Origin of the sequence: Bacillus sp. JKS001846 (assembly GCF_900176455.1) — a bacterium.
GTDB lineage: Bacteria > Bacillota > Bacilli > Bacillales > Bacillaceae_G > Bacillus_A > Bacillus_A cereus.
Map to the genome: position 1 here is coordinate 2,565,588 of NZ_FWYG01000001.1, position 12,967 is coordinate 2,578,554.

Below are 12,967 nucleotides of genomic sequence, written 5' to 3' on the forward strand. Positions count from 1 at the left end.
GAATTATCCAAACGGTAGATGGGAGAGAGAATAAAGAGCCAAATCGTATGAATTGGCTCTTTTATTTATTTGCTATCTCCAATTGTCCCCTTATTTTCTCCGGAATGTCCTTTTCAGAAATAACGTCGTAAGAATAGACATACTTTCCTTTTACATGAATTTTTAAGTAAGTTTTTCTTCTAAAATCATTAGGCGTGTTCGTTCCAATTTTATATTCTTTTTCATTGCTTAATTCATCAACACCTTTTAGTGAGTACATAGCTCTTCCTTTATGATGATAATCTGGAACACCATATCCTTTCGCAACGGCATATACATTTTTTTCTTCAGCAATCGGATTAAATCTGTCTAAATCTCCACGTAATATGAAAGGTAGTAAGTATATAGGGAGGCCTATTCCTAGTATAAAAATTACAAATTTCTTCATGAACGTTTCTCCTTTTGTTAAATTACTTATTTTTAAGTATAGGAAAAAATTCTTATGAATTTAGAAGTGAATTTCTTAAGTTTTTCTTAAATAGGTGTTTAAAGGAGGGATAACATTGTATGGTTATTCTTTCGTGCAAATCGTATTATTTTTTATTTATATCTTCGTGGCTTTTATGCAAAACACAACATTTCTAGATGAAATTAGATCTCCTTATATATATTAGAAAATGTATTTTGTGAATTAATTATGAATATATTTTATTTTAAAAAACATCCCTTGATAAATACACAGAGTTATTGTAAAGTGATGATAATTAAAATGTATATTGTGTGAAAACGATAAAAGGAAAGAGTAAAAGTAGTTTTTCTTTTAGAGAGTCGGTCGGTGGTGTAAACCGAAGATGGGGAAATAAACCAAATTAGGTTCAAAGATGGTTCGTATGCTGACATTATTTTTATGGCTCTTTATATAAAAATACCGAGTAACCACTCATTCTAAGGATGAGTGGTTACTTGCAGTTTGTTTAAATAGAGAAATATTGCTACCAAGGAAGCAAATTTATATATACGGTTCTCTTCCTTTTATGGAAGCTAGTATTAAAATTTTGTATAAATGGGAAGTACCAAAGGAATTGATTCATTATGAATCGTTTAGCCCTGTTGCAATTATAGGTGATTAACTAATACCGGATAGGATTATAATCATAATAATGTAAATAAATAGTTTTTTGCGATATTTCAATAGTGAAGTATCGTTTTTCATTGTATAACTAAAGCCCAGCTATGGATTCTGATGTAATGTTGAAAAATGATCCCAAGTAATGATTTGTCTGTTGCAATACTAAGTAACTATGACGAATTTGAATCTAAAAAGTATGCTAATAAAATAGCGGAATTTTTTTTAAAAAAAGTAAAAAACAATAGAGCTTAGATTTGCAATGATAAATGTTTTTTCATTAGATAATTACTTTACCGATAATCGAGATGTTTGCGGATACATTTATTTTTTGGATACATAATTATATTTAGAGAATACCCAGTTACAGTATTTGAATTTTTAATAAGAAGGGATGCGAAGGAATGAACTCACAGAGACAAGGCTATGTAGGCTGGTGGCAAGGCGGGCACGGTGGTGGTTGGCCGGGTGGACACGGTGGTTGGCAAGGCGGACACGGTGGTTGGCAAGGTGGACATGGTGGTTGGCAAGGTGGACATGGTGGTTGGCAAGGCGGACACGGTGGTTGGCCGGGTGGACACGGTGGTTGGCAAGGCGGACATAGTGGTTGGCAAGGTGGACACGGTGGTTGGCAAGGCGGACACAGTGGTTGGCAAGGCGGACACGGTGGTTGGCAAGGTGGACACGGTGGCTGGCAAAGTGGGCATGGATATTAAAAAGAGGCTATAAAATCATTTTTTATGCAAAGTTTGTATATTTAGTATCGTTGTATATTTTCATTTGTATAGTAAGTATATAGTGAAAACAGCAAAAAATTCTGTGAAGTAAGAATTCCATCCGAAAAATTAAAGCAGCAGAAATGTCAAAAGAACAAAAGACATCGCTTTTTATTATTCAAGGTGAAAGAGACTATCAAGTTCAATCGAAAATCGAAATCTCTCTATGGAAAGAACAATTAAAAGAACGAGATAACATTGATTATCGACTATATCCAAAGTTAAATCATTTCTTTACAGAAGGGGATGGAGAAATAAGTAAACCGGATGAATATTATAGTCCTGCTAATATTCTTGAGTATGTTATAAATGATATTGCTGCTTGGGTGCAAGGAAGATCGCAATTAAATTAGCAACTATATGTTTTAATAAAGACTTTCTTTCTGTAATTAAACTAGAAACATTATTAGGGTATATGTTTTTTAGCACTCTTTTAAAAAGAGTGTTTTTTTATTTTCCTTTGATTTAATTAACGAAAAAAATATCTTGTACTCCTTTTGTAACTTTTTTAAATCGAAATTTTCTATAAAACAATAGGCTTGTCTTCCAAATAAAGCGTTATTTGTAACACTGTTATCAAAGCAAAGTGCTCGTGACATTTCCTTGATATTCAAAAACATTAATAACCTATTATGTGAAGTTTTTTGAAAATTTAGGTTTAACATCTTTAAAATAGGTGTATTACATATTACATAACAACTAAATAAGAAAATAAAAAATCTAAGGGAGGAAAAATACGATGCATAAGAATGAAAGAAAACCGGTGGTTTATGAATATCAAAATGAACAGGAAGTAGTTATGAAAGTAAAAGAGCTAGAATTGCAAGGGATTCACCAAGATGACATTTACGTCTTAACACATGAAAAACATATAACAAAAAAGATTGCGGATGATACAAACACAAATACGATTGGAGTAAAAGAACAAGGATTGGGCACAAGTATTATCAACTTTTTCTCCAAAAAAGGGACGAGCTCCGAAATCAAATGGAGGAAATGGGGTTGTCGAAGGAGGAAGCTAACTTATATGAAGAAAAACTAGATCAAGGGAGAATTTTACTTCTAGTAACAGATGAAACACTAACGGCGAGTGATAGGCAGCCGCAAAACTATCATTCTCTCTAATAGATTGCAATATCTGATAAATAGATAAGTTAATTATTTTAGGTTGTAGCATGGAAGAAAATAAAAGTAGAGAAGGGTGAGAAAAATGAAACATACAATATTTAAATATGCTGTGATTGGGATTACGACCGGAGTCATGGTATCTCTGTTAAAAAAAGAAAATCGGAAAGCTATACAAACAAAAGGAAAAAGCGTAAAAGACAAACTACAAGAAGGAAACATAAAGGAAACATTAGAGAAGGTAACCGAGACAAGTAAACAATTCTCTGTAACTGCAGCTAATGTTGCAAAACAAACATTACCACAACTGCTTACAGCCACACCGGTTGTCATTTCTACTATTAAAGATTTAACAGAAAACGAAAATAACAAAAAGAAAAAAGATGAAAAGGATAATGAAATAAAACAAAATAGTAAGAACCTAGACGGAGAAAAAACGGAAAATGAAAAGAAATATGTGAAAGAAGGGAAAGAAGAGAGTGCTTAGATTTAATTCTAAAAAGAGAAAGTGAGGAAAAAAGTATGAAATCTCTGTATGCAATTGATGTAGGAATTGGTTTTACTAAGCGGGCATATCGACAGGATGTAGATTCTGAGGTGACGATTAAGAGTGAAGCTGCCACACTAGCTCCTGTACCTAATCATGCTGAAAGTGAAGATTTAACAAAGGTAAGTTTTATAGACTTAGACTTTGCATACTACATGGGAAATGAAGCACATCAATCTGACGCTTCATTTCTTCCTCCATTTGACGAAGAAATAGAAAATTATTATGAAAGCGAACAGTTTAAACAACAAATATTTGGTTGCATTGCAAAGGATTATAAAGAAAATGTCGTGTTACCTTTAGTTGTTACCGGGCTTCCAGTCACTTGTTTTGGTAGTCAGCATGAGCAATTACAACGTGCACTAAAAAAAGAAACTTCCGTACAAATTGATGGGAAATTTATTAATATTACGGTTGAAAATGCTTTGATTCTTCAGCAACCGATCGCTTTACATGCCTATTTCTTAAAAGAGGGAATCATTCAGGAACAAGATCGCATCTTAATTATTGATGGTGGATTTCGTACATTAGAAATGACAGATATGAAACAGAATGTCATTTTAAATCATTATGAGACGGAACTAGGATGTAGCAAGCCTTTGAAAAATATTAAGAATATCCTGCAGAATCATGCGGGTGAAAGTAATCAATTGCATATTAATGACATGCCAAAAATATTAGAAAAAGGATATGGAGATAAAGAAGAAAATTATGAGACAAGTCAGGTGGATATTTTAATTCAAAAAGAGTTGGATACACATTTCCAAGACATCATGCGTGTATTACAAGAACAATTTAAGTTAGACCAGTATGATACTATTATTTGGACAGGAGGAGTAGTAGATCTCCACAAAAAACAAATTGAAAAAATGCAAGGTGAAATTGTTTCTTTCCGTATGGTAGACGCTTCAAAAGAGGCCGCGCTTCATGGATACTATATTATTGGAAGTCAAGTATTTGAGGACATCACCAATCAATCTGCATATAAATCCAAATTATAATGACGACCGAAATGGAGTTCGTTGAATAGACGTGCCAAATTGTGTGGCTTCTTTTCCAAATATAAATAAGAAAAGATAAAAAGTGCTTGTATAGAGGAAATGTTTAAAATTGAGAATAAAAATAACTAATATATAGGGGGTCTTCCTTTTTAAAGAATAAGACCTCCTATGCATTTATTTTGTAATTTAGATGATTTAAAAACTTTTCCTCCAAGATATGGATACCTACATACAAATTTCATATTACGGATATGATTCGATCAAACATAAAACTATTTAGAAAGGAAGAATAATATGGAATGCATAAAAATGACGAAATGGAGTTGGTATCATGTGAAAACTAGTGAGCTTGAAGAAATTTCTTCTATAATCCCCCGTGATGTAACATCTTATTTCCCTCAATTTGTAAAGAAAATAAGTTCTCCTTGTGAAAATGGATTATATGTTTATACGTTATCACCAAGTCAAACTTGTGTATATGGTTCGTTTTTATATGATCAAGATAAAAAGGACGCCAAAATTCAAAAATTTCTTCATTATTTCGTAGCTCATGGGATACTGATAACGGTCCAAGAAAAAGAGGAAGAAGATTTTCAAGAATTAATACATAAATTCCCTATAGGTATAAAAAATTGTAATAGTTCCGCTGAAGGACTATGTGCCATCTTATCGATATTTATATCTCACTATTTACGAAAGGTTGACTATTTTGAAAACAATTTCAGAAATGTGTTATGGGATTTTTATCATTATAATAACATAGCAGTTTTAGAAAGGATTTATCATATTCGTCATGAATTATTTATGAACACACATGTGTTTCGCTTAATACAAGAAGTGTTACAAGGCTTGGAGGAAGCTTGGTTAGAAAAACTAACAAACACCCTTTGTTATAAACAAACACACGTAAAATTAGAGCGTGGATTACAACTTGTTAAAGAGTACCAAGAAGAATTAGACACGATGATTCATTTGCAAGAAGTTGTTTCTTCTCATCGTGGGAATGAAATTATGAAAGCTCTTACTGTATTAACTGCTGTGAGTACGCCTTTGACAGCCTTAGGAGCATTATGGGGTATGAATTTTAAATACATGCCTGAACTAGAATGGAAATATAGCTATTTAATCGCTCTCTTATTTATTATTTTCACAACAGCGGGTATGTATATGTATATGCGATTCAAAGGATGGACAGGTGATTTATTACGAGTAAAGAAAAAGAAGTCTTTTTTTAAATCTAATTAGTCCTGTTTATAAAAAATATGATAGACATATAGTTAATAATATTTATTAATTGGGGTAGTGCCATATCCCTATCAAGTTAAAGTTTTGATGTCCCCGCAATGATAAAAATAAACTTGGTTTCCATAAAAAACATAATATTTTCATTTAAAGGCTATGAGGTGAAATGTCATCATCTTCATCACGTTTGACCTTCAAGAAATAAAAAGTTAAACTATTCTTGTACTCGAAGTACTATTATAGTACTGGAGAGATAATAACTTTACTATTTTGGTATGAGGTGAATAAATGATGAAAGATCGGATTGCCAAAACTGCTATTGCGCTTTTTCATGTAAGGGGAATAAAATTCACAATGAGTGATTTAGCTCGTGATCTAGGTGTAAGCAAAAGTACGCTTTACGAGCATTTTCCATCTAAGGACGAGCTTATTGGTTATGTAGTTGAGCAAATAAATGAAGAAGCCCAAATACGTTTTCGGGAAATTATCGATAATTCGAATTTGACCATACCGGAAAAATTAAAAGGGATTCTTTTAATTGTGCCTAAGGATTTTCAGCACAGCTTCGTACGTTTACTGATTGAACTGCGACGTTACCATCCAGAGCAGTGGGCAAAAATAGAACAAGGCATAAATGAAGAATGGGAGGTAATTACTGGGCTAGTTGAAGAGGGCATCAATAGCGGTGTTTTACGTTCAATGGACATTCCAGTGCTAATCCAAACACTCAAAACGTTAATGAAATCAATTTTTGAACAGGGGAGTATAGCCTCTAACCAAATTACTCTACAAGAGTCACTTGCAATGATGGCCGATATCATATTGCATGGAATCACAAGTAAGGATTAAATAGTACTTCTACATAAAAAATGAGTAGGGTCACAATAACCATACAGGTTAACGTAGCCTCGCTCATTTTTTATTTTTATCCCGCTTTAATGGGCAGTAAGATTCCTACCTCAAAATTCAGTGAAAGCAAAGAATTTAGGTGGGAGATCAACTGCCCATAAAAGTCCGATTGGTGAGGGCTGATTAAAGTTTCACTTTATGTCGATTTTACTTAAGGGTAATTATACTTTACAGTCTGGAAGATTTCGGTATAATATAAAATGAGTACCAAAAATAATTTTTCGGTACTGAAGGTACGAATTAAGGTAATCAGAGATGGAAACGAAAAGTTTGTAATTTTAAATTGTTTTTTCAATTTGGCTGGGATGTCCTTGAAGATAAAATACGGGTATAGGAGGAATGTAAATGGATTTTTTTGAGACTGTTATAATCATTGTGAATTTTAGTATTCTAGGCTGTATATTGTTTTTTAGTGAGAAAATAAAACAATGGTCTGTCTTCATTCTAACAGTTGCCTTTTGTGTGGTTGGTGTGCAGCTTATCGTAGAAGGGTATCGCTGGCAGATGATTCCTGCTTATTTGTCCCCATTTATTTTAACAAGCTGCTATCTATTTGCTGAATCAAAAAAGAACGTTAAAAGTTGTGGGGCATTCACAGTCAAGACATCGCTACTGGTCATTTATTTGACTATTGCGGTCATGCTTCCTTCCCTCATGCCGGTAGTTTTATTTGAAAAAACGAGCGGTCCCTTCAAGGTTGGTACTACACTTTATCATTGGATTGATTATAATCGAGAAGAACCTTATATGAAAGATTTGAACGGCCGGCGCGAGCTGATGGTTCAGGTTTGGTATCCTGCAAAAGAAAAAGGAGAGATGAATCGCGCACCTTATATCCATAACTCGGATGAGATTGCCAAGGGGTTGGAAAAATCATTGTCTATTCCAGCATTCGCGTTTCATCATCTAGGCTTGATGAAGTCGAATGCATTCATGGAAGCTCAATTGTCAGATTCAGAGGAACGTTATCCGGTCCTACTCTTTTCCCATGGTTTAAGCGGTTTTCGCAATCAAAACACGTTTGAGGTGGAGGAGTTGGCCAGCCAAGGTTACATCGTCGTAGGAATTGATCATACCTATGATGCTGCAGCTACCGTCTTTCCAGATGGCAGAACCGCTTTTGTACAGTCGATCAATTTAACTGATTTTGCCGAACGAGATCGCCATATCAAATTATGGAAGGAAGATGTTGTTTTTGTACTTAATCAAATAGAGAAGCTTAACCAAAGCGATAAAGATAATCGCTTTACAGGAAGAATGGATACATCCCGAATTGGAATGTTTGGACATTCTTATGGTGGAGCTACAGCTGCGCAAGTGTTAGTGGAAGACTCCCGTGTCAAAGCAGCCATCAATATGGATGGTACATTATATGGGGAAAATGTTCCGAAATCTAGAGTTGGAAAACCGTTTTTGATTATGAATGCAGAGACTAGTGATGATTCCACGGAAGATTTTTTAGAGGGAAAAGTTCGTAGTGACCATGCACTTGCAGGTGGTGGCATGTCAATGGTTATTCCCCATACCAATCATACGAGTTTCACTGATTTTCATTTGTTCTCTCCTTTGTTACGAAGCTTAGATGAAGATCCAAGATACGTTCACCGTATTATAAACGAATTCAGTCTCGCTTTTTTTGATCGATATGTGAAACAGGTAGACGATAGCTCTGCGCTTGAAAAATTGGACTCCAAATACCCAGAAGTGAAATTTAAAGTGAATTGATGACAATGTCTTTTAATATATTTGCTAACAGTTGGGTATATATTTTAATCATCAAGAAAGATTGCCCTCTGTAGCATACAGAGGGCAATCTTTTTTAAATTAATATAAAGGAGTTTTTTTATGTTTAATAGATTGAAGTATTTTCTTTTATCCGAGAAAGAAATAGTTGAAACTGTGAAGAATTACAAGGAGGAAAAAATACATGTTTTCATAATAAAAGATTTTTTAGGGGAGTTAATCTTAATAAGAACTCTTATATTTTTAATGTTTGTTCCAATATCAACTTTTATTTTTTCAGTTGTAATTTTTGGAGCTGTTTTCTTTTTATCCGGTATTAAGATTACCATTTGGGGCATTGCTATAATGTTATTGGTTCCAATAACATTACTTTTCTATATGAATATAACTAATACATCAATTATTATTACTGATTTAGTGAAGAAATTTTTATTAACCATAAAATATCTAAATCCATTTTACTCAATATTAAATAAACCTTGGTTATTTATTTTTGAATTATTATTTGGTTTTTTATATGTCTTCGTGCTATCTTTGTTTTCTATTTGGATAGTATTACATTCATTAGAAATAGGTTTCTCTGAATTTAGTTCGGAGGACAATCGAAGTTTCCAATTTTCAATTATTATTTTGCATACAGCAATTTATTTGTTTATAAGAGTTCATGGCCAGCCTTGTAAGACAACTAAGCAAAAAATTAAAAAACTGAAAATGAAATTTTATTTATGGTTTTGTTCTATGATTGCAAGTATTGTATATATATTTGAATCACTCTTTAATTATATGAATGGAATTCAAGCAATTTATTTTATATTTGTTTTAATGATTGCTTTAGAAAGAACAGTGACACATTATAAGAAATTTATAGATTTTTTAGAATCTGAAAATTTGTATGAAAAATAATTTTAGAGAGAAAAGTCATTTGAAATATAAAAAGTTATACCTACTAAGTACTGAACGAGTAAAAAAACGCTATTCTTTCTCTAGAATCATAGGAAAGGATAGCGTTTTTTATGTCTATTTTTGTATCTGATGAACTACAACTATTTGCTCAAGAAATTCAATGTTATTTATCCCCGAACATCTTAAGAAATCTTGCCAGAGAGTCTGGTTTCGTGCAACGAACCTGTAAATTCCAAACAAAAAGTTTACTCAATTTATGAGTATGTATGGAAAAAGAAAGAGATTCAATAATGCTTTATTTAATATTAATTTATACAGAAATACATATTAAACAATATGTAATAATACATTTTATGATGATTTATTAAAATAAAATGTTATATTTTTGGGTGGAATATATAAATGGAGGAAATGTTATGAACAAGAATTTAAAATTTACTCAAATGATGATCGGTATTAGTACGATGGCATTATCATTTGGAAGTATTCAAACACAGGTATCCGCAGAAGAAAAAGCACCCTATAATACGTTACAGATGAAACCGATTGGGACAGAAACTTTAAAAGATGAAATTGCACATGCTACAAAAGCGGATGGAACTTTAACTTTTGAAGAGCGTTTAAAAGTAGGCGATTTTTCACAACGACCTACTTCGGTGATGAAACATGATGAAAGGCAATTAAAGCAAAGCTATACTCTGGCAGAATTGAATAAAATGCCTGATAGTCAATTCATTGATACGCTATCAAGAGTTTCATGGAATCAAATTACAGACTTATTTCAATTCAATCAAGATACGAAAGCTTTTTATCAAAATAAAGAACGTATGAACGTTATCATTGATGAATTAGGACAAAGAGGGACATCTTTTACGAAAGAGGATTCAAAGGGAATTGAAACTTTTGTTGAAGTATTACGTTCTGCTTTTTATGTGGGATATTTTAATAATGAAGTAGGTTACTTAAAAGAGAGAAGCTTCCATGACAAATGTTTACCATCATTAAAAGCAATTGCAAAAAATCCAAACTTTACATTAGGTACAGCTGAGCAAGATAGAGTAGTAGTTGCGTATGGAAAGTTAATTAGTAATGCTTCTAGTGATGCTGAAACAGTACAGTATGCAGCAAATATTTTAAAACAGTTTAATGATAACCTTTCTATGTATGCTAAAAATTATACGAAAGAACAAGCTGTATATGAAATTGTAAAAGGTATTGATTATGATCTACAGTCTTATTTGCAGGAAACGAATAAAAAACCTAATGCAACAATGTGGTATGGAAAAATTGATAATTTTATAAATGAGATTAGTAGAATTGCTCTCATACGGAATTTAACAACTGAGAATAGTTGGCTAATTAATAATGGGATTTATTATGCAGGACGTTTAGGGAAATTTCATAGCAATCCAAACAAAGGATTGGAAGTTATTACACAAGCGATGAATATGTATCCTCGCCTAAGTGGACCTTATTTTATAGCGGTAGAGCAAATCAAAACAAACTACGGTGGAAAAGATTATGATGGAAATACAGTAGATTTACAGAAAATACGTGAAGAAGGGAAGTTACAATACTTACCTAAAACATATACATTTGATGATGGATCTATTGTTTTTAAGACAGGCGATAAAGTAACAGAAGAGAAAATTAAAAGGTTATATTGGGCAGCCAAAGAAGTAAAGGCACAATATCACCGTGTAATTGGAAATGATAAAGCACTAGAACCAGGTAACGCAGATGATGTGCTGACAATTGTAATTTATAATAATCCAGATGATTATCAATTAAATAGACAATTATATGGATATGAAACGAACAACGGCGGTATTTATATTGAAGAGAAGGGTACTTTCTTTACATATGAGCGTACACCAAAACAGAGTATTTATAGTCTAGAAGAGTTATTCCGTCACGAATTCACTCATTATTTACAAGGAAGATACGAGGTTCCTGGTTTATTTGGGAGTGGAGAACTATATCAAAATGAACGCTTAACTTGGTTCCAAGAAGGGAATGCAGAATTCTTTGCAGGATCTACACGTACAAATAATGTTGTTCCACGTAAAAGTATTATAAGTGGCTTATCATCTGATCCGGCAAGCCGTTATACTGCAAAGCAAACTTTGTTCGCAAAATATGGATCATGGGATTTTTATAATTATTCCTTTGCACTACAGTCTTATCTATATAATCACCACTTTGAAACCTTTGATAAGATTCAGGATTTAATCCGTGCAAACGATGTGAAAAATTATGACGCGTATCGTGAAGCATTAAGTAAAGATGCACAGCTGAATACAGAATATCAAACGTATATGCAGCAGTTGATTGATAATCAAGATAAATACAATGTACCACAAGTAACAAATGATTACTTAATACAACATGCACCTAAGCCGTTAGCTGAAGTGAAGAAAGAAATTGTCGATGTAACTAATATAAAAGATGCAAAAATCACAAAACATGAGTCTCAATTTTTTAACACATTTACTGTAGAAGGCAAGTACATAGGTAGTACATCAAAAGGTGAGTCTGAAGACTGGAAAACAATGAGTAAACAAGTCAATCAAACCTTGGAGCAGTTGTCTCAAACAGGATGGAGCGGCTATAAAACAGTTACAGCCTATTTTGTTAACTATCGTGTGAATGCAGCCAATCAATTTGAATATGATATTGTTTTCCATGGTGTTGCAACAGAGGAAAAAGAAAAAACAACGACTATAGTAAATATGAATGGACCATATAGCGGGATAGTAAATGAAGGAATTCAATTCCATAGTGATGGTACAGAAAGTGAAAATGGAAAAATTATTTCTTATCTATGGAACTTTGGAGATGGTACAACAAGTACTGAAGCCAACCCTACCCATGTATATGGGGAAAAAGGAACATATACTGTGGAACTAACTGTGAAAGATAGTAGAGGAAAAGAAAGTAAAGAACAAACAAAAGTTACTGTAAAACAAGATCCGCAAACAGGTGAATCCCTTGAAGAGGAAAAGGTACTCCCATTTAATAAGCTTGTAAAAGGAAATCTGATTGCTCCTGATCAAACAGATGTTTATACGTTTGATGTTACAGTTCCAAAAGAAGTAGATATTTCTGTGGTAAATGAACAAAACATTGGGATGACATGGGTACTTTATCATGAATCAGACATGCAAAATTACGTAGTTTGTGGTGAAGATGAAGGAAATGCTATAAAGGGAAAATTCGTAGCGAAACCAGGGAAATATTATTTGAATGTGTATAAATTTGATGATAACACTGGTGAATATTCATTATTAATAAAATAAATTTATTTTCCATATGTATATAACGGTTGTTTTTTAGGAGGAGTCTGTCACGATAGGCTTCTCCTAATTTTTACTCTAAAATAAGTTAATAAATTAGGTAATTATCTCTAAAAATAAATCATTATAAACCTAAAATATTCAATTAAAAAATAGAAGAGAGGGAGCTTGCGTCTTAATAAAACTAATATTAGGAGTTATGTCACATTTCGATTAAATAAAATATCGTAAAATCCTCAGAATAAATTTTTTTGCATGTTCATTCATTTAGGGTAATTCTCAACTCTTAAGCAGATGTATGTGGGGGACCGATTCATATA

The 12,967-nt window shown here is 32.7% G+C and carries 9 protein-coding genes and 5 pseudogenes; 12 read left to right on the top strand and 2 right to left on the bottom strand.

The window, feature by feature from the left end; genetic code table 11:
* Window positions 1–61: 61 nt before the first annotated feature.
* The gene (locus B9A45_RS13835; protein WP_000714895.1) at window positions 62–427 is read right to left on the bottom strand and encodes a YxeA family protein; all 366 of its coding nucleotides are present in this window, start codon (window positions 425–427) and stop codon (window positions 62–64) included.
* Window positions 428–1,255: 828 nt separating this feature from the next.
* Between B9A45_RS13835 and B9A45_RS33220 the strand changes: the two are divergent.
* From B9A45_RS33220 to B9A45_RS13850, 3 genes and pseudogenes are all read left to right on the top strand, one after another.
* Window positions 1,256–1,360 (top strand): annotated as a pseudogene (locus tag B9A45_RS33220) (D-alanyl-D-alanine carboxypeptidase); the annotation flags it as partial.
* A gap of 149 nt (window positions 1,361–1,509) precedes the next feature.
* Window positions 1,510–1,821 carry a hypothetical protein gene (locus tag B9A45_RS13845; RefSeq protein WP_001088228.1) on the top strand — a complete coding sequence of 104 codons (312 nt, stop codon included), beginning with the start codon at window positions 1,510–1,512 and terminating at the stop codon, window positions 1,819–1,821.
* A gap of 113 nt (window positions 1,822–1,934) precedes the next feature.
* Window positions 1,935–2,234: pseudogene (locus B9A45_RS13850) on the top strand (hydrolase); the annotation flags it as partial.
* Window positions 2,235–2,346: 112 nt separating this feature from the next.
* Here the strand turns inward: B9A45_RS13850 and B9A45_RS32690 are convergent.
* Window positions 2,347–2,501 (bottom strand): annotated as a pseudogene (locus B9A45_RS32690) (acyl dehydratase).
* A gap of 119 nt (window positions 2,502–2,620) precedes the next feature.
* Between B9A45_RS32690 and B9A45_RS13860 the strand changes: the two are divergent.
* The 9 genes and pseudogenes from B9A45_RS13860 (at window position 2,621) to colA (ending at window position 12,650) form a co-directional block, all read left to right on the top strand.
* A pseudogene (locus B9A45_RS13860) lies at window positions 2,621–3,006 on the top strand (general stress protein).
* 85 nt (window positions 3,007–3,091) lie between these two features.
* Complete coding sequence (locus tag B9A45_RS13865) at window positions 3,092–3,493, top strand: hypothetical protein (RefSeq protein ID WP_000683226.1); 402 nt, start codon at window positions 3,092–3,094, stop codon at window positions 3,491–3,493.
* 35 nt (window positions 3,494–3,528) lie between these two features.
* On the top strand, window positions 3,529–4,554 hold the full coding sequence (locus B9A45_RS13870; protein ID WP_000839455.1) for a ParM/StbA family protein: 1,026 nt from the start codon (window positions 3,529–3,531) through the stop codon (window positions 4,552–4,554).
* A 294-nt stretch (window positions 4,555–4,848) separates the two neighbouring features.
* Window positions 4,849–5,799: a magnesium transporter CorA family protein gene (locus B9A45_RS13875; RefSeq protein WP_000388913.1), complete on the top strand. Its 951-nt coding sequence runs from the start codon at window positions 4,849–4,851 to the stop codon at window positions 5,797–5,799.
* A 285-nt stretch (window positions 5,800–6,084) separates the two neighbouring features.
* Window positions 6,085–6,645 carry a TetR/AcrR family transcriptional regulator gene (locus B9A45_RS13880; RefSeq protein ID WP_000974054.1) on the top strand — a complete coding sequence of 187 codons (561 nt, stop codon included), beginning with the start codon at window positions 6,085–6,087 and terminating at the stop codon, window positions 6,643–6,645.
* Between the two features lie 405 nt (window positions 6,646–7,050).
* The gene (locus B9A45_RS13885; protein WP_084064151.1) at window positions 7,051–8,430 is read left to right on the top strand and encodes an alpha/beta hydrolase family protein; all 1,380 of its coding nucleotides are present in this window, start codon (window positions 7,051–7,053) and stop codon (window positions 8,428–8,430) included.
* Window positions 8,431–8,550: 120 nt separating this feature from the next.
* Complete coding sequence (locus B9A45_RS13890) at window positions 8,551–9,351, top strand: hypothetical protein (RefSeq protein WP_000483298.1); 801 nt, start codon at window positions 8,551–8,553, stop codon at window positions 9,349–9,351.
* Between the two features lie 110 nt (window positions 9,352–9,461).
* A pseudogene (locus B9A45_RS31635) lies at window positions 9,462–9,608 on the top strand (IS4 family transposase); the annotation flags it as partial.
* 159 nt (window positions 9,609–9,767) lie between these two features.
* Window positions 9,768–12,650: a collagenase ColA gene (colA, locus tag B9A45_RS13895; protein WP_001038982.1), complete on the top strand. Its 2,883-nt coding sequence runs from the start codon at window positions 9,768–9,770 to the stop codon at window positions 12,648–12,650.
* The last annotated feature ends 317 nt before the right edge of the window (window positions 12,651–12,967 follow it).

Bases quoted from the DNA above. Each gene is read 5' to 3' on its own strand.
- B9A45_RS13835 (WP_000714895.1), bottom strand. From the start codon at position 427: ATGAAGAAATTTGTAATTTTTATACTAGGAATAGGCCTCCCTATATAC.
- B9A45_RS13845 (WP_001088228.1), top strand. From the start codon at position 1,510: ATGAACTCACAGAGACAAGGCTATGTAGGCTGGTGGCAAGGCGGGCAC.
- B9A45_RS13865 (WP_000683226.1), top strand. From the start codon at position 3,092: ATGAAACATACAATATTTAAATATGCTGTGATTGGGATTACGACCGGA.
- B9A45_RS13870 (WP_000839455.1), top strand. From the start codon at position 3,529: ATGAAATCTCTGTATGCAATTGATGTAGGAATTGGTTTTACTAAGCGG.
- B9A45_RS13875 (WP_000388913.1), top strand. From the start codon at position 4,849: ATGGAATGCATAAAAATGACGAAATGGAGTTGGTATCATGTGAAAACT.
- B9A45_RS13880 (WP_000974054.1), top strand. From the start codon at position 6,085: ATGATGAAAGATCGGATTGCCAAAACTGCTATTGCGCTTTTTCATGTA.
- B9A45_RS13885 (WP_084064151.1), top strand. From the start codon at position 7,051: ATGGATTTTTTTGAGACTGTTATAATCATTGTGAATTTTAGTATTCTA.
- B9A45_RS13890 (WP_000483298.1), top strand. From the start codon at position 8,551: ATGTTTAATAGATTGAAGTATTTTCTTTTATCCGAGAAAGAAATAGTT.
- colA (WP_001038982.1), top strand. From the start codon at position 9,768: ATGAACAAGAATTTAAAATTTACTCAAATGATGATCGGTATTAGTACG.